General features: G+C 62.4%; 20 protein-coding genes and 1 riboswitch. Of the genes, 13 read left to right on the top strand and 7 right to left on the bottom strand.

The features are described 5' to 3' along the window. Nucleotides 1-52: 52 nt before the first annotated feature. From ACIOTL_RS16170 to ACIOTL_RS16160, 3 genes are all read right to left on the bottom strand, one after another. Entirely contained in the window at nt 53-1,156 is a 1,104-nt protein-coding gene (locus ACIOTL_RS16170; protein WP_388024969.1) for a VIT1/CCC1 transporter family protein, read from the bottom strand. Between the two features lie 55 nt (nt 1,157-1,211). Further along, nucleotides 1,212-1,478 carry a hypothetical protein gene (locus ACIOTL_RS16165; protein WP_388024970.1) on the bottom strand — a complete coding sequence of 89 codons (267 nt, stop codon included), beginning with the start codon at nt 1,476-1,478 and terminating at the stop codon, nt 1,212-1,214. Nucleotides 1,479-1,494: 16 nt separating this feature from the next. Further along, nucleotides 1,495-1,608, bottom strand: a riboswitch (SAM riboswitch). A gap of 67 nt (nt 1,609-1,675) precedes the next feature. Further along, on the bottom strand, nt 1,676-2,263 hold the full coding sequence (locus tag ACIOTL_RS16160; RefSeq protein WP_388024971.1) for a DinB family protein: 588 nt from the start codon (nt 2,261-2,263) through the stop codon (nt 1,676-1,678). A gap of 136 nt (nt 2,264-2,399) precedes the next feature. Between ACIOTL_RS16160 and ACIOTL_RS16155 the strand changes: the two genes are divergently transcribed. The 3 genes from ACIOTL_RS16155 (at nt 2,400) to ACIOTL_RS16145 (ending at nt 5,156) form a co-directional block, all read left to right on the top strand. Further along, entirely contained in the window at nt 2,400-2,966 is a 567-nt protein-coding gene (locus tag ACIOTL_RS16155; protein WP_400343651.1) for a helix-turn-helix domain-containing protein, read from the top strand. Nucleotides 2,967-3,103: 137 nt separating this feature from the next. Next, on the top strand, nt 3,104-3,520 hold the full coding sequence (locus ACIOTL_RS16150) for a hypothetical protein (protein WP_400343649.1): 417 nt from the start codon (nt 3,104-3,106) through the stop codon (nt 3,518-3,520). Nucleotides 3,521-3,626: 106 nt separating this feature from the next. After that, nucleotides 3,627-5,156, top strand: coding sequence for an APC family permease (locus ACIOTL_RS16145; RefSeq protein WP_400343646.1), 1,530 nt, complete (start codon nt 3,627-3,629; stop codon nt 5,154-5,156). A 55-nt stretch (nt 5,157-5,211) separates the two neighbouring features. Here ACIOTL_RS16145 and ACIOTL_RS16140 read toward each other — a convergent pair whose 3' ends face one another. Continuing rightward, entirely contained in the window at nt 5,212-6,747 is a 1,536-nt protein-coding gene (locus ACIOTL_RS16140; RefSeq protein ID WP_400343644.1) for a PucR family transcriptional regulator, read from the bottom strand. A gap of 81 nt (nt 6,748-6,828) precedes the next feature. Between ACIOTL_RS16140 and ACIOTL_RS16135 the strand changes: the two genes are divergently transcribed. The 3 genes from ACIOTL_RS16135 (at nt 6,829) to ACIOTL_RS16125 (ending at nt 11,013) form a co-directional block, all read left to right on the top strand. Continuing rightward, entirely contained in the window at nt 6,829-8,187 is a 1,359-nt protein-coding gene (locus ACIOTL_RS16135; RefSeq protein WP_400343641.1) for an aminotransferase class III-fold pyridoxal phosphate-dependent enzyme, read from the top strand. A gap of 196 nt (nt 8,188-8,383) precedes the next feature. Next, nucleotides 8,384-9,370 carry an agmatinase gene (gene speB / locus ACIOTL_RS16130; protein WP_133833217.1) on the top strand — a complete coding sequence of 329 codons (987 nt, stop codon included), beginning with the start codon at nt 8,384-8,386 and terminating at the stop codon, nt 9,368-9,370. Further along, nucleotides 9,370-11,013 (top strand): thiamine pyrophosphate-binding protein, encoded by a 1,644-nt coding sequence (locus tag ACIOTL_RS16125; RefSeq protein WP_133833216.1) that lies wholly within the window; start codon nt 9,370-9,372, stop codon nt 11,011-11,013. Before speB ends, ACIOTL_RS16125 begins: the two co-directional genes overlap by 1 nt. A gap of 92 nt (nt 11,014-11,105) precedes the next feature. On the opposite strand, the gene ACIOTL_RS16120 is transcribed toward ACIOTL_RS16125, so the two are convergent. Both ACIOTL_RS16120 and ACIOTL_RS16115 read right to left on the bottom strand, forming a co-directional pair. Further along, nucleotides 11,106-11,318: a hypothetical protein gene (locus tag ACIOTL_RS16120; protein WP_133833215.1), complete on the bottom strand. Its 213-nt coding sequence runs from the start codon at nt 11,316-11,318 to the stop codon at nt 11,106-11,108. A 76-nt stretch (nt 11,319-11,394) separates the two neighbouring features. Then, on the bottom strand, nt 11,395-12,255 hold the full coding sequence (locus ACIOTL_RS16115) for an inositol monophosphatase family protein (protein ID WP_133833214.1): 861 nt from the start codon (nt 12,253-12,255) through the stop codon (nt 11,395-11,397). Between the two features lie 100 nt (nt 12,256-12,355). Here ACIOTL_RS16115 and ACIOTL_RS16110 point away from each other — a divergent pair, with 100 nt between their 5' ends. The 7 genes from ACIOTL_RS16110 (at nt 12,356) to ACIOTL_RS16080 (ending at nt 20,062) form a co-directional block, all read left to right on the top strand. Then, nucleotides 12,356-12,862: a MarR family winged helix-turn-helix transcriptional regulator gene (locus tag ACIOTL_RS16110; RefSeq protein WP_105661610.1), complete on the top strand. Its 507-nt coding sequence runs from the start codon at nt 12,356-12,358 to the stop codon at nt 12,860-12,862. Beyond that, a complete protein-coding gene (locus ACIOTL_RS16105) occupies nt 12,855-14,414 on the top strand; it encodes an MFS transporter (RefSeq protein ID WP_133833213.1) in 1,560 nt (519 codons plus the stop codon). Before ACIOTL_RS16110 ends, ACIOTL_RS16105 begins: the two co-directional genes overlap by 8 nt. 44 nt (nt 14,415-14,458) lie before the next feature. Then, a complete protein-coding gene (locus ACIOTL_RS16100; RefSeq protein ID WP_105657328.1) occupies nt 14,459-15,178 on the top strand; it encodes a GntR family transcriptional regulator in 720 nt (239 codons plus the stop codon). Nucleotides 15,179-15,311: 133 nt separating this feature from the next. Continuing rightward, nucleotides 15,312-16,457 carry a CaiB/BaiF CoA transferase family protein gene (locus tag ACIOTL_RS16095; RefSeq protein WP_400343638.1) on the top strand — a complete coding sequence of 382 codons (1,146 nt, stop codon included), beginning with the start codon at nt 15,312-15,314 and terminating at the stop codon, nt 16,455-16,457. A 27-nt stretch (nt 16,458-16,484) separates the two neighbouring features. Then, complete coding sequence (locus ACIOTL_RS16090; RefSeq protein ID WP_105657330.1) at nt 16,485-17,663, top strand: acyl-CoA dehydrogenase family protein; 1,179 nt, start codon at nt 16,485-16,487, stop codon at nt 17,661-17,663. A gap of 35 nt (nt 17,664-17,698) precedes the next feature. Then, complete coding sequence (locus ACIOTL_RS16085; RefSeq protein ID WP_400343635.1) at nt 17,699-19,156, top strand: aldehyde dehydrogenase family protein; 1,458 nt, start codon at nt 17,699-17,701, stop codon at nt 19,154-19,156. A gap of 36 nt (nt 19,157-19,192) precedes the next feature. Then, nucleotides 19,193-20,062, top strand: a complete 870-nt coding sequence (locus ACIOTL_RS16080) for a 3-hydroxyacyl-CoA dehydrogenase family protein (protein WP_400343632.1) — start codon at nt 19,193-19,195, stop codon at nt 20,060-20,062. A gap of 72 nt (nt 20,063-20,134) precedes the next feature. Here the strand turns inward: ACIOTL_RS16080 and ACIOTL_RS16075 are convergent, their stop codons facing one another. Continuing rightward, nucleotides 20,135-20,569, bottom strand: a complete 435-nt coding sequence (locus ACIOTL_RS16075; RefSeq protein WP_105657333.1) for a pyridoxamine 5'-phosphate oxidase family protein — start codon at nt 20,567-20,569, stop codon at nt 20,135-20,137. Nucleotides 20,570-20,633: the final 64 nt, after the last annotated feature.

The raw sequence follows: 20,633 nt of genomic DNA, 5'->3' as shown, positions 1-20,633 counted from the left end.
GAAAATGCCGGTACAGCCAAAGCTGTACCGGCATTCGATTCGCAGCAGGCTGCTATCCGATGCTGACGTCGAAGATCAGGCCCAAGCAGTAGGTTATGGCCGCTGCGCCCCAGCCGATGGCTAGCTGGCGCAGGCCGCGCTTGAGCGGGGAGGCCCCGGAAAGCAGTCCCACGATCCCTCCGGTGATCATCAGGGCCACGCCCACCAGGACTACCGAGACGATGATCGCGGTCATGCCGGACAGGCCAAGGATATACGGCAGGATCGGCACCACAGCACCGGAAGCAAAGAGGAAGAACGAGGTGGCCGCCGCACCGGTGGCCGAACCCAGCTCCTGGTGCTCCTTCTCAAGTTCTTCGCCGCGACCCTCTGGGTTCAGCGAGAAGTCGGGGTTGCAATCGCAGGTGAACAGGCCCATGCGTTCGGCGGCCCGGTGCTCGGCATCTTCATCGCTCATGCCGCGGGCCTTATAGATTAGCAGCAGCTCGTTGGCGTCCAGATCAAGGTTCGGGGCCGCTGTCAGCGTGACCTGGGTTGGGCGTGAAGCTGTCAGCAGCTCGCGCTGGGAACGCACCGAAACGTATTCGCCAGCTGCCATGGACAGTGCACCGGCCAGCAAGCCGGCAATGCCGGAGAACAGCACGAAGGTCGCTGAAACACCGGTCGCACCGATGCCCATGATCAAAGCGAGATTGGAAACCAGCCCGTCGTTGGCGCCGAAGACCGCAGCACGGAAGTTGCCCGAAAGGCGCGCACGGCCTGCTGTAGCAAGCGCGCGAACGACTTCTTCGTGGACCTGTTCGTCGGCCGCCATCTGCGCGGTGGCGTCCTTGTCATCGCGGTAGGGCGAACTGCTCTCGGAGCGCTGGGCCATGGCCAGGACGAAGACCGAACCGAAATGCAATGCCAGGAAACGCAGCATGGTGCGGCGCAGCGACGGGCGGACTTCCTTGACATGTTCGCCGAGCAGGACGCGCCAGTGGGATTCGTGGCGTGCTTCCGCCTCTGCCAGGCCCAGCAGGATTTGCCGTTCCTGCCCGGTTTTCTTTTCCGCGAGGGCCCGGTAGATGGAGCCTTCTGCGACTTCATCAGCGAGATACTTGCGCCATCGCTGGATCTGCGCTTTGGTAGGTTCGGTTGCTGAGTGCTGTGGCATCGCGAAGATGACTCTCCTGGAACATGGAGTTTCCCAATGAAACCCGTGGATCGGATCAACTACCCAGTTTAGTCAGGGCTCCTGCACTTGGGAATTTGGCAAGACTAAAAGCAAATCGCTTGCCCGCAGGATCTCCGGCGACTGGCACCACCAGCAGCAATTCAGATGTGGCCGGATCGAAGGTCGGCCGGCGGGCACAACGAGCAATGAGCTGTTCGAGCCTGAGCGGATCTGCAACGTAGCGGGTGCGCCAGCGGCCTTCGGCCTTGAACTGCACTTGGCCGGTCTGGCGGTCGATGACGGGCAGAATCGGATATGCCATGGGACGTCAACTCTCTTGCGAGCTCTTGCCCGTGCACCTGTTGATGCGCGGACCGCTTCCTCATCCGAACCACCCATGAACTTGGGGTTGGTGCGCGGCCAGTCGGAGCTTGGCGCCGCGTCTCGTGAAGCAACATTTCCGATGGTACCGCCGGCGGCAGGGCCCGGTGAAGTCAGAATGCGTAATATGACTGCGGGTCAGCTGCCCGGGGCAAAGGCATCGGCCAGTTGCTGCAGCTTCTCGCGTTGTTCCGCCCATTGCCCAGCGGTGTAATCGGGCAGCAAATCCAGTTGCGCGGTCCAGCCAGCACGGCCATCGAGCTGCTCGCGAATAATGTCCAAATGCCCTGCATGGCGGGAGGTCTCGGCGAGCGCATGGATGAGCAGGTGATCCAATGTGGTATTCCCGGCTGGCCCCCACCACGGTACCTCTACGGGGCTGTCCAGGGGCAGGGTGCTGATGGCCTCATCGGCGAAGGCGATGGCTTTCCGATAGAGGCCGATCAGCTGTTGCGCGCGCATGTCTGCTGGCGGAAGGAAATCCGCGTCGGGATCATGCGGAGCTATGAACTCGCGAACGTAGCGGTCATTGGCCTTGCGCTTGAGGCAGGTGCCGAAATATTCGTATTCATTGATCGCCAAATGGTGCAGTACACCCAGAATATGGGTGCCCGTAGGGGTGAGCGGGGTGCGGGCCAGGTGCTCGGCGAGGCCTTCTGCCTTGAAGATCGCATTCTCGCGTGCGTCGTTCAGGTACCCGCAGAGCTTGTCCTTGGTGCTGTCCATGGACAGAGTCTAGTGACCGTGGTGGGTCCGCGGTAGGGGCGCCGTGTGTTTACCATTGGTAAACTTGCCCCGCAGGCCTTGAAGCCAAAGTGGTTGCGGTTGTAGTTGCTGCAAAAAACGTCGATGGAGCCAAACGATGAAAACCTTGCCAGTTGAACCAACCGGTGCTGCGATCAACATCGGTGCGAGGCTGCGCGGGGTGCGCCAGACCCAGCGCATGACCATTGACCAGGTCGCCGAGCTATCCGGACTGACCAAAGGTTTCCTCTCACGTGTCGAGCGCGACCTGACCAGCCCTTCGGTTTCGACCCTTTTGCGGTTGTGCGAAGTGCTGGGCATGGAAGTAGGTACCCTCTTCGAGGTTCCAGAAACGAAACTGGTCCGCCTGGAGCAGGCTCCCCGTGTTTCCCTGGGCGGCGACGGCATCACGGAGCAGCTGGTTACGCCACGCAGCGAGAAGCGGGTGCAGATGATTCGCGCTGAGATTGCGCCCAAGGGCACCGGTGAAGCAGAACTGTATTCGGTGGATTGCGAGCTGGAAGTGCTGCACGTGATCGCGGGAAAATTCATCCTGGTATTGCCAGATCAGCGCGTAGACCTCGAAGCAGGCGATACGATAACCTTCCCCGGGCGTGAACCGCATAGCTGGGAAAACGATTCTGATGAGGTAGCTGTGGTTACCTGGACGCTGATCCTCTCATGACGCCAAGCCCATGCGCCTGCTGCCAGGGCACGGCATGAGCGGTGCGGCTGCGCGTTCGTCTGCGGGGAGATGAACCGCGTATTCTAGGAACGATGCGTTGTTTCGGGGCGCTCGGAACGATGAGTGATGGGAGAGGCGTGAGGACAGGCGAACCAACCGCTGCGCAAGATCAACTGCGCAGTATCAGCTGGTGGGCTTCGATACTTTTCGGCGTTCTTATTGGCACCACCTTGACCTGGATCCGCACCCAACGCAATTTCTTCTTCATTGGCGCAGCGATTCTGGCCGTCGTCATTGTCACCATTGGCGTGCGAACGATTCGCCGACGTGCACGCTTCCCGCTGATGGCGCAGGCGCGCACCTCGTGGGTGTATGTGCTGTGGACCGGTGTCCTGCTCATCCTGGCCGGACCGATCCAGCTGGTGTACGTAGCCGATGACCTTTCTGAACTGACGATCAAATCGCTGGTAATGTCCGCAGGCTTCTGCCTGGGCATTCATGAGGTCGATCGCGCGCTGGTGAAAGCCAGCAAGAAGCGCTCCGGTGAGGCCTAGCCTTCCGATTTGGGCGGAATAGCCTGAAATGTAGTCAAAACATCCAATACCCTTTGGCGCGATTTTGCATAGTGTGATCCTGATCAACTTTCCAGAAGGGGTTGCCATGTCAGGAAAAACCGCGAAGAACCACACCGCAGAACCAGGCCTCAAGAAGGTCCTCGGCCGCTGGGATGCCTTGGCCATAGGCGTTGGCGCGATGATCGGCTTTGGCTGGGTCGTGCTCACCGGCGACTGGATTACCACCGCCGGTCCGCTGGGAGCCACGCTGGCTATGCTGGTTGGCGGTGGCATCATGGCGGTAGTTGGCCTGACCTATGCCGAACTCGTTGCGGCCATGCCGAAAGCAGGCGGTGAGCACAACTACTTGCTGCGCGCCATGGGCGCCCGCTGGTCTTTTGCCGGTTCGTGGGCCATCGTCGGCGGCTACATTGCGATCGTGGCCTTTGAAGCAGTGGCACTGCCCAAATCCGTGCTCTATCTCTTCCCGGAGCTTTCGCAGATCAGATTATGGGAGATCGCTGGCTCAGAGGTCTACTTGACTTGGGCGCTGGTCGGTGTCGCCGGTGCGATAGCGATCACCTGGATTAACATCCGGGGCATCAAGACCGCCGGTGTAGTGCAGACCTTCGTGGTGCTCTTCCTCTTCGTCATCGGCGCAATGCTGCTTGCTGGCGCATTCACCGGGGGCGAGAGCAGGAATATGGAACCATTCTTCGAAAACGGGGTGGCCGGCTTCTTCGGCGTGATGATCGTGGTGCCGTTCATGTTCGTCGGCTTCGACGTGATCCCGCAGTCCGCCGAGGAATGCGACATCGCCCCGCGAAAAATTGGCAAGTACGTGGTGATTTCGGTGCTGATCGCCACCGCCTGGTATGTGGGGATCATCCTGGCCACCGCCTCGGGAATGGGCGCTTCGGCGCTTTCCGGATCCGAACTTGCCACTGCCGACGCGATGGGGGCACTGTTCAATTCCGAAATCATGTCAAAGGTGCTGATCGCCGGCGGCATTGCCGGCATCCTCACCTCGTGGAATTCGTTGCTGATGGGTGCTTCGCGACTGATGTACGCGATGGCCAGTTCCGGGATGCTGCCACGCTGGTTTGCCTACCTGCATCCGAAGCACCGCACACCGAGCCATGCACTGCTGTTCATTGGCGGCCTCTCCATTCTGGCTCCATTCTTCGGCACCGCCATGCTCGGATGGTTGGTGGATTCCGGTTCGCCGTCGATCGTGATCGCCTACCTGCTGGTGGGCGTGGCGTTCTTGATTCTGCGCCAGCGCGAACCGCAGATGCAACGCCCGCTGCGCGTGGGCGGTGCGGGAAACGGCGGCAAGGTCATCGGCGTACTGTCGGTGGTCTTCTGCGCCGGCCTGATTTCGCTGTATCTTCCGGGAATGCCGGCGGCCATCGGGTGGCAGCCGTGGCTGCTCTTCGCCGCTTGGTGGATCCTGGGCATGGCCTTCTTGCTGCGGGTGCCACGCGGGATTGCGCCGGGCGAATTCGCGGAAGAGGAATTGCTGCAGAAGCTGAGCATCCGCCAGCAAGCCAAGCTCGGTGCCACCGGCCCGGACGCCGCAGCAACGCGACGCGCCAGTGCGCCGCACGATAGCCGGACTCGGCTCAAGGGCTGACGGCTGTACCTAGGGCACGCCGCGGGATCTGGCTATTGCAGAGACTGCGGCGTGCCTATTTCTGTGCCCGGCGCAGGGCCAGCCAGAGCGAGGCGGCGGCATCCGGATCATCGAGATTGGCGCCAAGCAATTCCTGGGCCACGGTGATGCGGTGGCGCAAGGAATTTCGGTGGATGCCCAATTCGCGGGAGGCTTCTTCCCAATGGCCGCGATGGCGCAGGTAGGAGGTGACCGCGGAGAGCAGATCGGCGCGCGCGTACGCTGCGAGGGCCTTGACCCAGGTCTCTGCGCTGGCATCGAAGCCCGGGGCGCCGCAGGCCATGGTCCCGAACGGGACAGCGTCCAGCGTTTGGCGCAGGGCAGGCAAATTGGCAGGGATCTCGGCCAAGTTCAATGGTTGGGAGAGTACGGCGTGGACTTCGGGTGCGGGGGAATCAAATCGCCCGCACGCCATCGGGCCCGTTGCGGTTGCAGCCTGCGGTGCCACTGCCTCGCCATTGCCGGAACTGTCTGCGGGTTCGGGAAGTATCAAATAATGTTCGGCGCCGTCCTCATAGTGAAGCTGGCACTCGCGTACCGCTGCGGCGACATCGGGCAAGGCGGCGGGGCGCGCCAGCGAGGGCAGCGCATGAAGTGCGGTTGCTGCATCGGTATCGGCACCTGCCCGGTACAGCAGGATTCGCACACGAACAGGTATTCTGCCCAATCCGGCTTCTTCCCCGACCAGGCGTGCCGCCTCGGGCTGGCCATGCAGCAACAATTTTGCGGTGGCCGAGCTGAGCGCGTTATTCGTGCTGGCAGCCAATTCCCGTTGCCTGGCGCGCAAGGAGAGCAACGTGCAGGCCGTCATGATGATCTGCCGGTCGGCCTTGGTCGGCCTGCGCCCGGCGGAAACTCCGAGATATCCGTGGATCGTGGTTCCGGACAGGATGGGATAGAGCGCAACTTCGTGGCCCTGGACCTCGAAGGTGGACGCCGAGGGCATGCCATTGCGCCGAAAGCGCATGGACTCGTGGCGGAGTTCGCCCAGGAACGCTTCGGCGGATGCCGGGTAGCAGGCCGCCGGCCGGGAATCGACGGAAAGATAGGCGGCCCAGCCGTTCACTGCCTCAGCCAAGCCCCGCACGACTGCATTGATGGCATCCGGGCGTACGGCGGCACGCGCCAAGGCAGTCTGCGTGCCCAAGGAACCCATCAGGTTCGAAGCCTGATCACGTGAGGCCAGGCGCCAGTATGCCCGTGAAATGTTCTGGAAGGGCACCTGGTCCGGGACGATCCCCAGCTCTATGCCGGCAGCGTCGCAGGCGGCGATGACGTGCTCGGGCACCGTGCGAAGCCATGGACCCAGCCCCAGCCCCAGGGCGCAGACCTTTTTGTCCTGCAGCCGGCGCATGTATGCGCGGGAAGCTTCCTCGCTCGCGGCGAATGGCATGCCGGTGGTCAGCAGCAGCTCGCCGCCGTCCAGATAGGTGGTGGGATCTTCCAACTCAGAGACATGCACCCCGCTGACCGGCTGGGCACGGAAGGTTCCGGTGCTGGCAGGGAAGAACTCGGTGCCCAACTCCGCGCCCAGCTGCAAAAGCGTAATCATTGGGTAAATTATCCAAGAAAGATGCTGGACTTGGATGCAATGACCAATGACGCGTGTCACGGGGATTTCTAGGCTTGAGCCATGACTGAAACCCTTGCTTCCACCGACGCCCCAACCTTGTCCCAGACCAGGCACCTTGCCACCAGCATCCCCGGCCCGCGCTCTGCGGCCCTCCATGAGCAGCGGGTGCAACAGGTCAGTAGCGGTTTTGGCGTCACCTTGCCGGTCTTCGTCAGCCGCGCCGATGGCGGGATTATCGAAGACGTCGACGGAAATCGCCTGATCGACTTCGCCTCGGGGATTGCCGTGACTTCACTGGGTGCCGCGAACCGCCGCGTGGCCGAACGCGTGGCCAAGCAGCTGGCGGACTTCACCCATACCTGCTTCATGGTCACCGAGTACGAATCCTTCACCCAGGTGTGCAGCTGGTTGAACCAGCACACCCCCGGCGAGTTCGAGAAGCGCACAGCGCTGTTCTCCACCGGGGCCGAGGCCGTGGAGAACGCGGTCAAGATCGCCCGTGCTGCCACCGGACGCGCTAACGTGCTGGTCTTCGACGAGGCCTACCACGGCCGTTCGCTGCTGACCATGGGCATGACTGCCAAGATCAATCCGTACAAGATGAATTTCGGCCCGATGCCCGAGCATATCGTGCGCGCCGCCTCGGCCAACCCGTTGCGGCCCTCTGGGGGAGCGGCCACCGTCGAAGCGGTCCTGGCGTCCGTCGAGCAGACCTTGATGGACTACGGCCCCCAGACTTTCGCCGCGATGGTGATCGAGCCGATTCAGGGCGAAGGAGGTTTCGTTGTCCCGATGGCCGGGTTCATCCCGGGGCTGCGCAAGCTGGCCGACAAGCACGGTATTGTGCTGGTCATCGACGAGATCCAGGCCGGCATGGGGCGCACCGGGAAGCTATTCGCTTCGGAGCACGAAGGCGTGGCAGGTGACCTGATCCTCACGGCCAAGGCCCTGGCCAACGGAGTTCCGCTGTCCGCGGTGACTGGGCGCGCCGAGCTGATGAATGCCCCGCACGCTGGCGGCCTGGGCGGCACCTATGCTGGCAACCCGCTGGCTTGCGAAGCGGCGCTGGCTGTATTCGAGCAGTTCGAGGATGGGATGCTTCTGGATAACGCCCAGCTCATCGAGCGGGTGTGCCGCGAGGTTCTTGAACCACTGATGCAGCAGAGCCCGGTGGTTGCCGACGTCCGCGGCCGCGGAGCCATGCTGGCTATCGAGTTCGCCGACCGGGGCAGCTTGGCGCCGCGCGCCGATGCAGCCGCGGCGGTTTCCAAGGCCTGCCATCGAGCCGGGGTGCTGACCCTGACCTGCGGTACGCACGGCAATGTGCTGCGCCTGCTGCCGCCGCTGGTGATCGGCGAAGCACTGCTGCGCGATGGATTAGAGGTGCTTGCCCAGCAGATTCGCAGCGTCGCCAGCTGATCGCCCTGCTGCAGTTTCGGCCCATGCCGCAGCCCGTTCGCGGGTTGTGGCATGGGCTATTTCTGCCTGGATTCCCGGGCTGCGCGATAAGTGAATCTTGACGTGACCCAGCAGACAAAATAGCATAATGGAAAACTGAAGTTTCATATTAGACAACTTGGACTTTCGTTCTTGGATGTCTGGGGAGGAAGTTGCGATGAAGGAAATCCGCATCGAGGAAAACGGGCATCTGGGACCCATTAATGCCGCGGTGATTCCACGCTATGCAGGTGGTGGCACCTACGCCCGGCTGCCGCGACTGGAGCAGGTGGAGAAGGCCGACATCAAGATTGTTGGCGTGCCTTTCGACACCGGTGTCTCCTACCGGCCCGGCGCCCGCTTTGGCGCCAACCACGTGCGCGAATCCTCGCGCCTGATCCGCCCCTACAACCCAGCCACCGACACCTCGCCGTTTGCGCAGAGCCAGGTGGCTGACGCGGGGGACATGGCGGTCAACCCGTTCAACATCAACGAGGCTATTGAGACCATCGAGCACAACGCACTGGAGCTGACCAGTGACGGCTCCACCCTGGTCACCGTGGGCGGAGACCATACCATCGCGCTGCCATTGCTGCGTGCCGCCTCGCAACGAGCCGGTGCTCCGGTAGCGATGCTGCACTTCGACGCGCACCTGGACACCTGGGACACCTACTTCGGTGCCGAATACACCCACGGCACCCCGTTCCGCCGTGCGGTCGAGGAGGGAATCCTGGATACCGAGGCGATCTGCCACGTCGGCACCCGCGGTCCGCTCTATGGCAAGAAGGACCTGGAAGACGACCAGCGCTTCGGCTTCGGCATCGTCACCAGCTCGGATGTCTACTACCAGGGCGTCCGCGAAATCGTGCACAAGCTGCGCGACCGCATCGGCAACCGCCCGCTGTACATCTCGGTGGACATCGACGTGCTGGACCCAGCCCACGCCCCGGGTACCGGAACCCCGGAGGCCGGCGGCATCACCAGCCGTGAACTGCTTGAAATCCTGCGCGGTTTGCGCGGGTTGAACATCATCGGCGCGGATATTGTCGAAGTCGCCCCCGCCTACGACCATGCGGAGCTGACCGGCGTGGCCGCCTCGCATGTCACCTATGATTTGATCAGCCTGATCAGCGACTTCCGCGCCAGCAAGGGGATGAATAGCTAATGAACGAGCAACCGCAACGCAACGGCGGCGATCTGGTCATCGAGACCCTCACCGCGCTCGGTGCCAAGACCGTATTCGGGATCCCCGGGCAGCACGCCCTGGGACTCTTCGACGCCCTCTCGCGCTCAAGCTTGGAGTTCATCTCCTCACGAGTGGAGAACAACTCCGCCTTCGCCGCCGATGGCTACTCCCGCGCTACCGGGGAAGTGGGCGTGCTGTTCCTCTCCACCGGCCCGGGCGCGCTGACCTCGCTAGCGGGTCTGCAGGAGGCCTACGCCACCGGCGTGCCCATGGTCGTGGTGGCCAGCCAGATTCCGCTGGACGGCCTGGGAGCCCGCCGCAAGGGGATGCTGCATCAGCTCGATGACCAGAAGGCCTCGGCCGCCAACGTCACCAAGTTCCAGCAGACCGTGCATCATGCATCGGGCATCCCCTCGGCGATCCAGGACGCGTGGGCCCGGGCCATTACCGTGCCGATGGGGCCGGTGTGGGTTGAGGTGCCGCAGGATGTCCTGCTCGCCCCGGTGATGGTGCCACCGGTACAGGATGCCCTGGCCGAAGCCTACGAGCATCCCCCGCGCGAAGAGCTGATTCGCGAAGCCATGCGCTGGCTGGCCGAAGCCAAGCGCCCGGCCATCATCGCCGGCGGCGGTGTGCGCCGGGCGGGGGCGCAGGCTGAATTGCTGGCCGTAGCCGAAAAACTGCAGGCCCCCGTGCTGTGCAGCCCCGGCGGCAACGGAGCCTTTGGCTGGAACCATGAGCTGTCCTTGCAGTCGTGGGCGGAAGACCGCTATGTCTCGGACGTCATGGAAGATGCCGACGTGCTGGTGGTGATCGGTTCGGCCCTCGGCGAGGTCACCAGCAACTACTTCACGCTCGAACCCCGCGGCAAGATGATCCAGATTGATGCCGAGCCGCGCGTGCTCGAGTCCAACACCCCGGCCCTGGGTATCCGCGCCGATGCTCGTGAAGCCTTGAAATTCCTGGACGAAGAAATGCGCGAGACAGGCTTCAAGGCCCAGGCATCATGGCACGGAAGCACCCCGCAACAGGTGGTGGCCCAGACCCTGGCAAAGGTGCAGGCGCGCCTGGATGCCCAGGACCTTGGCAAGGAACGGAAGTTCATGGCGGATATACGCGCCGCAGTCCCGGCAAGCATGCAGACCTTCTGGGATATGACCATCGCTGCCTACTGGGGCTGGAGCTGCTGGGACGCCAAGGAGGGCGAATTCCATTCCGCGCAGGGTGCAGGCGGCCTCGGCTTCGGCTTCCCCGCCGCGATCGGTGGCGCCATCGGCTCCAAGCAGCGCGTGCTGGCAGTCAGCGGCGACGGTTCATCGATGTACTCCATTGCCGAACTGGCCACCGCCAAGCAGCACCATGCGCCGGTCACCTGGTTGATCGTCGACGACGGGGGATATGGCATCCTGCGCGAATACATGGAGGGAGCCTTCGGAAAAGCCACCGCCACCGAACTGGCCCGGCCGGACTTCGTGGCCCTTGCGCATTCCTTTGGCATCCCCGCCCAAGCGGTCGATCCCGAAGGCATCGGTTCGGCGCTCGCCGACGCCTTGGAAGCAGATGGCCCCAATGTCATTGTGGTCCGGACCCTGCTGAAGATGTTTGCGCCTACCCACCTGTAAAGCGCCCGAACGCACGCACGGCCTCGGACCTGTTGCTCCCACGAGCGATGGATCCGGGGCCGTTGCGATTAGTGGATGAGGAAAAGTGCGGGTCAGTGGGTGAAATGGAACACCACACCGAAAAGCACTGTCGAGATGCCCAAGCTAATGCCGATGAGCAGTGGCTCCCAATCCAGGGATTGAGCTGCCAACATCACTGCGAAGGAAGCGAAAAGCAGAATTGCTCCGATTCCTCCCAGGATCACACCTCCGCCTCCATGGTGCCGCGCGGCGGAGTGCGCGGTCCGTTGAAATCGTGGTTCCATGCCGCCATGGTACGTCCGAAAGCGGCCAAAGCCGAGGGGCAGGGCCAACTACTTCGATATTGTCAGATTTGTTGGCTCAGCGGCCCGTGCGCAGCTGATGGATCCGCTCGGCTGCGGTTGCCAAGGAAGGATAATCGGCGCCGGGCCCTTGCGCGATGAAACCGGGGCAGTAGTGGTCGGCGAGTCCTGCCTGTCCGTAGGACAAGCCGCGGAACGTGCCCTGGGCCATGCGCACCAGATGCGCTCCGGCAGCCACATCCCACACCTTGGTATCGAACCCGATGGTGGCGTCGCACCAGCCTGCGGCAACATGGGCTAAGGCCAGCGCCGCGCAGACCTTGCGGCGTACCGTGGCGAAGTCCTGGATCCACTGGCCAAAGAGTTCCAAGGACAGATCCCCGTCCTTGAGCATGGATTCTGCTCCCGGGTAATCCGTCATCAGGTTGGCGCGGGACTGCTCGGGACGGGAACCGGGCTCAAGGACCTGCCCGTTGAGGAACGCGGCAGTCGAATTGGCGCTGAATTCATCACCAGAAACCGGATCGAGGATTGCGGCGGCCATCAGTTCTCCATCGATGGCTGCGGCAATCGAGATGCAGAAGAATGCCACGCCGTGGACGAAGTTGCTGGTGCCGTCAATCGGATCGACAATCCACTGCACCTTCCCGGCGGCCTGCCGTCCTTGATCGCCAGAGACCTGCTCTTCGCCGAGAACCCAGGAATCCGGGTGGGCCGATAGCAGTGAGGCAGTGATGAGCCGCTGGCTCTGCCGGTCGATGTCGGTGACCAGGTCATGGGTGTTGGTTTTATGCTCGGCTACCACGTTGCCGCGGAAGGAAGCGCGCAGCAGCTCGGCGGACTGGCGAGCTGCCTTCAGCGCGGAAAGACGTAATTCTTCGGCGTATTGCGTGCTGGCTTGGACTCGCTGATCATTCACAACACCAGCTTACCGCCGTGGCAACAGGCAAAAACGTTGACTGGAGCAACGATTCGAACTTACATTGGTGGAAACACAATAGATAGGCAGCCGATAGATCGTGGACAAGTCTCCAGATAGCCCTTCGGATTCTGAACTCAAAATCCTGCTCGACGAGTTGGCCCGCAGTTCCAGGATCCTTCGCGTGTTTTCGCATATGGATCAGACTGACCCCGAGGTATCAAACGCCTCCCATCACGTGCTCAAGACGTTGAAAACCCGTGAACCCACGCATGCTGCCGACCTTGCGCAGTCCTTGGGGATCGGCACCGCGGCGATGAGCCGGCATTTGGCGGAACTGGAGCAAATGGGCCTGGTAGCCAAGCAGCCCAGCAAGATCGACGCCCGCCGCCACGTGCTCTGGGTGACCGAGGCGGGTTGCGAGCGGCTTGAATTCCGCGACCGCTTGCGCCTGGAGCGAATGCGGGATGTCCTTCCGGACTGGGATGCCGAGCGCTTGGCCAGCGTCGCGCACGCGCTGAGCGAATTGAACGCGACGATGATCCGCGGCATCCAATCCCAACGGACCGAGCAGTTCGGCAATGCGGAGAATTCCGACCTTGGATAAGAGCATGCCGGAAAAGGAACGTCCCACTGACCTCACCGAGACAGCGGCAGACCAGCCGCAGATGAATCAACGCGAGGTGCTCAAATCCATCGCTGGCGTCCTGGCATCCTTCTTCGCTGCCATGCTGGCGGCGACCATTGTGTCTATTGCGCTGCCGACCATCATGGATGTCCTGGGCGGCTCGCAAACCGACTTCAACTGGGTTTTGAGCACCACGCTGCTGGCTAATGCCGCCACCACTCCCATCTGGGGGAAAATGGCGGATCTCTTCGACAAGAAGAAGCTGCTGCAAGCCGGAATTCTGGTGTTCGTGCTCGGCTCGTTGCTGGCCGGACTCGCGTGGTCCATACCCGTTCTGCTGTTCGCCCGGGTCATCCAGGGCATCGGCATGGGCGGGCTGACCGCCATGGGCATGGCAGTCATCGGCACGGTCATCCCGCCACGGGAACGTGGACGCTATTCGGGATATTTCGGTGCCGTCATGGCTGTATCTACCGCAGCAGGACCGCTGCTCGGCGGATTCATCGTGGACTCGCCCCTGGGCTGGCGCTGGTGCTTCTTCTTCGGCATCCCGATCAGCCTGCTCTCCATGCTCTTGATCCACCGGACCCTGCACCTGAAGCACCTCAAGCGTCCGGTGCATATCGATTGGGTCGGCGCGGTCCTGTTGACCACCGCCGTCTCGATCCTGCTGATCTGGGTCTCCTATGTAGGCAAAGCCGACTATTTCGGCTGGAATTCGTGGCAGACCTACACGATGGTCTCGATGTTCCTATTGCTGGTTGCCGCGTTGCTGCTTGTTGAATCACGGGTTCGTGAACCGATCATTCCGCTGAAGATCATTTGCACCCGAACAACGTCGCTGGCGATTCTCGCCTCGATCTCGATTGGCGTGGGGATGTTCGGCACCGGCGCATTCATCGGCCAGTACTTCCAGATCGCCCGCGAAGCGACACCGACCATGGCCGGCCTCATGACCTTGCCAATGATCGCGGGCAACTACTTCGGGTCCGTCTTCTCCGGGCAGATGATTACCCGCTTCGGCCGTTGGAAGATCTATCTGCTCATCGGTTCGGTCCTGAACATCGCCGGACTCGGCCTGCTCGGGCTGATGCGCCAGGATACCGAATACTGGCTCTTGGCCTGTGGCATGTTCCTCAACGGCGTGGGCATGGGATTCATGCTGCAGAACTTGGTGCTCTCGGTGCAGAACACGGTGAAAGTTACCGATATCGGGGCGGCAAGTTCTTCGGTGGCGTTTTTCCGTTCTGTAGGCGGCTCAGCAGGTGTGGCGGTGCTCGGCGCGCTGCTTTCGCGCAATGTGGCAGATCTTATTACCGAATCATTAGCGGCCAAGGGGCAGCTGTCCTCAGCCCCGGCCACCGGGGATTCCTTGAATCTTTCCGGGATGCCAGATGCGTTACGGCAGGTGGTGGAATCGGCGTATGGCGAGGCGACAGGGATCGTCTTCATCGTCTCGGCGGCCGTAGCCGTGGTTGCCTTCTTCTGCGTATTGCTCATCAAGGAAGTGCCATTGCGCAAGACGATCTAGTACCTGGCCTTGCCGCCGGGTCGAATCAGGATAAGCTTCAGACCATGAGTAGCATGCAACCGATTAAGCCGAAGGTATCTCTTACCGAGCAGGTGACCACGATGATCCGTGCCGCCATCGTTGCCGGTGAGATGGCTCCGGGGGAGCACTACTCGGCCATTGGCATCTCGGAAAAGCTCGGCGTCTCGCGAACTCCGGTGCGCGAGGCCTTGCAGCTGCTGGAAAAAGAGGGAATCGTTACCGTGGCGAAAAACCGCGGGGTGCGCGTCAACCAGATTTCATTGGAGGACATTGTCGAAGTCTTCCAGCTGCGTTTGGCTATCGAGCCTCCAGCTGCCGCACGTGGCGTGCGGAACGCGACCGAGGCTGATATCAACCAGCTGAAGTCGTTGCACCAGCGAATGCTCGCAATCGGCGAAACCGGTGATGGCCGGGCGACGCTGGAAGCGGACAAGGAATTCCACCTGTGCCTTCTGGGGCTGGCCGGAAATGCGAAACTCGACAGCGTGGTGGGGGAGCTGCGCAACCTTGTCCTGGCCCACGGGCAGACCACCGTGCCCTTCGCCCGCTCCAGCCAGGACCTGGCCGGGGACCGCGAGGAGATCATGGAGGCGATTCTGGCTAAGGACCCCGACGCCGCCGCGCTGGCCGTTCGGGGCCACGTCATGCGCACCGCGCAGATGCTGATCCGCTCGGTGTGTTCGCGGACCCCGGGACTGGACGCAGAACCGTTCCTGGAGCGGCTGGACGCCTTGATTTCCTAGGGCATTCCGCGCCCCCTGCAGACCCAAGAAGCGAAACATCCTGAAAATCCTTGCCAAGGGTGATCCGGACAACATAGAGTTGCATGCAACATGTAACTAAGCAATTCTGTGCGGATTGAAGGTGTGGAAGCAAATGAGCCAACCGCTTGAAGGGGTCAAGGTCATCGACCTCTCGCGCATCTTGGCCGGGCCGCTGTGCTCCATGACCCTGGCCGACTTCGGAGCCGAAGTTCTCAAGGTGGAGAACGCTGCTGGCGATGAGACCCGCAGCTGGAAGCCTCCGGTCAATGCCCAAGGCATCAGCACCTACTACTGGTCGGTGAACCGCAACAAGCAGGCAGTAGTCGCCGACTTCGCGGACGCGACCCAGTTGCAGGCCCTGCGCGGATTGATCCGCGACGCTGACGTGCTGGTGGAGAATTTCCGCCCCGGCGTCCTGGCCAAATTCGGGCTGGACTACGAGAGCCTGCGCGAGCTGAACCCGGCACTGGTCTATTGCTCCATCTCGGGCTTCGGCGAAAAGCAGGGTGCAACCTTGCCCGGCTTCGACCTGCTGGTGCAGGCAGTGGGCGGACTGATGAGCATCACTGGAGAACCAGACGGGCCTCCGAGCAAGGCCGGCGTTGCCCTGGTGGACGTATTGGCGGCGCAGAATGCGGTTGCCGGCATCCTGCTGGCCATGCGCGAACGCGATGCCAGCGGTATCGGCCAGCGGGTGACCGTCAACTTGCTCGGCTCGCTGCTGGCCGGACTGACCAACCAGTCCAGCAGCACGCTGGCTACCGGAAAATCCCCGGAACGCATGGGCAACGCGCACCCGAGCATTGCCCCCTATGAAACCTTCGCGGCCAACGACGGCGTGGTGGCCATCGCCGTGGGCAATGACCGCCAGTTCGCTGCCTTGGCCAAGCATCTTGGCCAGCCGGACCTAGCCCAGGATCCGCGCTTCAGCAGCAATAGCGCACGGGTGGCCCACCGCGAAGAACTCAAGGCAATCATCGAAGCGGCCACCGCCTCAGCCACTGCCGCGCACTGGGCGAATGCGCTGATGTCCGCGGGAGTGCCCGCCGGAAAAGTCAACTCCATCGCCGAGGCCATCGACTTCGCCAAGGAACTTGGCCTGGATCCCGTCGCGCTGATCACCGATCCGGACACCGGGGAAGCGACCGAGCAGATCGCCAGCCCCATCGGGCTCTCGCGCACCGGCGCCCAATACCGCACCATCCCGCCGGCCCACGGGGAGCACCAAGCGCTTCTGGGCACCCTGGCAAATAGCTAATCGCAAGAACTTTCAAGGAGACTTAATATGAGCACCGCAGAACGCCTTCTGGATCCGGCCGACCTGATCAATTTCGATTCGCTGCTCTCGGCGGAGGAACTGGCCCTGCGCGATACCGTGCGCGGTTTCGTCAACGAGAACATCAAGCCGAATATCGCCAAGTGGTACAACGACGCAGTCTTCCCGCTGGAGATCGTTCCGGAGATGGCCAAGCTGGGCCTGCTGGGCATGCACCTGGAAGGCTACGGCTGCGCCGGCCGCTCGGCCGTGGAATACGGCATTGCCGGCGCCGAGCTGGAAGCCGGCGATTCGGGGCTGCGCACCTTCGTTTCGGTCCAGGGATCGTTGGCCATGAGCGCCATCTACAAGCACGGCTCCGAGGAGCAGAAGCAGCAATGGCTGCCCAAGATGGCCGCCGGCGAAGCCATTGGCTGCTTTGGCCTGACCGAACCAACGGCAGGTTCCGACCCGTCGAGCATGAAGACCTTCGCCCGCCGCGACGGCGATGACTGGGTGATCAACGGTTCCAAGCGCTGGATCGGGCTGGCCAATGTGGCGCAAGTGGCGGTGATCTGGGCACAGACCGATGAGGGCATCCGCGGCTTCGTCGTGCCAACCAGCACCCCGGGCTTCACCGCCACCCCGATCGAGCAGAAGCTGTCCATGCGCGCCTCCATCCAGTGCGAAATCGATCTGGTCGATGTGCGCCTGCCTGGTTCGGCGGTATTGCCGAATGCCAAGGGCCTGAAGGGGCCGTTCTCCTGCCTGAACGAAGCCCGCTACGGCATCTTGTGGGGTTCCATGGGGGCCGCCCGCGATTCATTCGAGGTGGCATTGGCCTACTCGCAGGAACGCCTGCAGTTCGACAAGCCGCTGGCCGGATACCAGATGACCCAGCAGAAGCTGGTGGACATGGCCCTGGAAATCAACAAGGGCTTCCTGCTGGCCCTGCACATCGGCCGGTTGAAGGATGCCGGGAATTTGGACCTGCATATGATCTCGGTAGGGAAGCTGAACAACTGCCGTGAAGCCATCGCGATCTGCCGCGAAGCACGCACCATCCTGGGAGGCAACGGCATCACGCTGGATTACTCGCCATTGCGCCACGCCAACAACCTGGAATCGGTGCGCACCTACGAGGGCACCGACGAGGTGCACACGCTGATCCTGGGCAACAAGCTCACCGGCGTGCCGGCCTTCCGCTAAGCCGCGAAGCCAAGGAAGACGGGAGAACCAAGCAAATGAACCTTTCCACAACACTTGCCACCCTGGAGCACTGCATCAATGGCGCATGGGTGCCTGGCGAAGGCCGCCGCATCGATTCGAAGGCGGCCGCCGACGAATCCATCGTGCTCGCGGAGGGCACCGCGGCCAGCGTGGACCAGGTGGACGCCGCTTTCGGCGCCGCCCACCGGGCCAAGAAATCCTGGGCGTCCACTCCGATGGCCGCCCGCGGGGCGATTCTGGCCAAGGCCGCCGGATACCTGAAGGAGCATGCGGAGGACTTCGGAGCGGAACTGGCCGCCGAAGAGGGCAAGACCAGAGCCGAGGGAATCGGCGAGGTGCTGCGGGCCGCACAGATCCTGGCCTACTATTCCGGCGAAGCGGAGCGCGCTGCCGACACCGTCTTCCAATCCCCGCGCGCCGGGGAACAGATTCTGGTTACCCACAAGCCGCTGGGGGTGATCGGGGTGATCACCCCGTTCAACTTCCCGATCGGGATTCCGGCTTGGAAGATCGCCCCGGCGCTGGTTTTCGGCAATACCGTGGTGTTCAAGCCGGCCAGCCTGGTGCCGTTGCTGGCCATGCGCTTTGTGCAGGCCCTGGAGCACGGAGGGCTGCCCGCTGGCGTACTGAACCTGGTCATCGGCCCGGGCGCGCTGGGTGATGCTTTCATCGCCAATGAGCATTTGGACGGGCTGACCTTTACCGGTTCCACCGGCGTCGGGCGCAAACTCTGCGCGGCAGGTGCGGCCCGGGGGATTCCGGTGCAGGCCGAAATGGGCGGCAAGAATGCTTCGGTAGTGCTGGCCGACGCAAACCTGGACCTGGCCAGCGAGCAGGTGCTTTTCGGGGCCTTCCGCTCCACCGGCCAGAAGTGCACGGCCACCAGCCGGCTGATCCTCGACGAGTCCATCGCCGACGCATTCTTGGCCAAGCTCACCGAAAGGCTGGAGCAGTGGGTGACCGGGGACCCGCTGGACCCATCAGTGCATATGGGACCGCTGGTGGATGCCAAAGCGGCGAACTCGGCGGCACAGGGGATCGACCGGTCGCTGGCACAGGGCGCAACACTGCGCTATCGCGGGCTGGCCCCGGAAACCGGCAGCTTCCTGGCACCTACCATTCTGGAACTTCCGGAGGGGGAAGCCGGGCGAGCCAACTGCGCATGGCAGGAAGAATTCTTCGCGCCCATCGTGTCCGTCCGCCGAGTCAACGGGTGGAAGGAAGCTTTCGAGGCTGCAGAAGACTCGGAATACGGTTTGAGCCTGGCATTGTTCACCTCGAATCTTGCGCTGGCCCTGGAGGCGCAACAAACTCTCGACGTGGGTATTCTGCATGTAAATTCGGAGTCAGCCGGAGCTGACCCGCACGTGCCTTTCGGCGGTGCGAAAGCTTCGGGCTACGGACCGAAGGAACAGGGGGCAGCAGCTCGCGAGTTCTACACGCACACCACGACGACCTACCTGCGCGGCTAAAAGGCGCAGGCCAGGACTCCAGAGAAAGAATGGTCAATGAGGATTGAACGTATTTTGGTGATCGGTGCCGGCACGATGGGCCGGCAGATCGCGATGAGCTGCGCGCTGGGCGGCTACGCCACCGTGCTGCAGGATATCTCTGCCGACGCGTTGGGCGCAGCACGCACCGAGCTGGAGTCCTGGGCTGCCGGCCGCGTGGCCAAAGGCAAACTCGACCAGCCCGCGGCAGCTGCGGCGCTGGGGCGCTTGAGCCAGAACACCGACTTGAACCAGGCTGCTTCCGCAGCCGACTTGGTGATCGAGGCTGCTGTGGAGCGCCTGGACATCAAGGAGCAGATCTTCGCCCAACTGGGCGAGCATGCACCGGCCCACGCCATCCTGGCGACGAACTCCTCGACGCTGCCCTCCTCGAAGCTGGCCCAGGCCAGCGGCCGTCCAGCGCAGGTGTGCAATATGCACTTCTTCAACCCTGCATTGGTCATGAAGTGCGTTGAAATAGTCCGCCATGGGCAGACCAGCGATGCCACGATTCAGGCTGTTACCGAGGTAGCCAACCAGCTGGGGAAGAACCCGGTGCTGGTGAACAAGGAGATTCCGGGTTTCATTGCCAACCGCATGATGGGTGCGATCAACGCCGAGGCGCTGAACCTGGCTCACCAGGGAATCGCAAGCATCGAGGATATCGATACCACCGCGAAGACCGCTTTGGGCCACCCCATGGGTCCGTTCGAGCTGATGGACATGGTGGGCCTTGATGTTATCGATTTCATCGCCCAGGCGACCTACGCCGAGACCGGTGACGAGGCCGACCAGCCGCACCCGATGATCACTGAAAAGGTGGCTGCGGGCAAGCTCGGACGCAAGAGCGGAGAAGGGTTCTACCCTTATTCCCAGGCATCTGCTTAAAGCTGGAAACGCCGCTGCCAGCCCGATGGCCATTGGGCGGGCGGCGGCGTTTGCCGTGCAGATCGCAGAGAACTATTCAGCGACCTCTGGTTGCTCGCCGAGCTCGAAGTGGCGCCCGGAGACCGAATCAATGTTGACCCGAATCCAGAAATCCTTCTGGGTGGGGATCCAGGGAGTGACGCCGCTTTCGCGAGCCTCCTTGATATCGGCCTCATGCTCCAATACTTCGGCGCTGCCGTGCACGACAACGGACCAAGCTTCATCGGAAAGGATGCCGTCGACCTCGAAAGCGATCTTTTCATTGATCGCCATGGCCGCAAGCTTATTTCCGGGCGAGGTGCGCAAGAACAGCTTCCCGTTGTGCACCGCGTAGTTCACCGGAACAATATCGATCAACCCTGCAACCGAAGTTGCTACGCGTCCGTGGGAGCTGTGCGAGAGCAGCTGCCACGATTGGTCCTCATCCAATACCAGGACCGGACTATTGAGCTCGTGTTCGAATTTCATAGCACCAGCTTTCTACTCTTTGTAGAAAAAGGCAAGGGCTCGAGACACAAGTTGTCGTTTTCCC

Origin of the sequence: Glutamicibacter sp. NPDC087673 (assembly GCF_044743255.1) — a bacterium.
Lineage (GTDB): Bacteria > Actinomycetota > Actinomycetes > Actinomycetales > Micrococcaceae > Glutamicibacter.
This window is presented reverse-complemented; position numbering and strand designations above follow the sequence as displayed.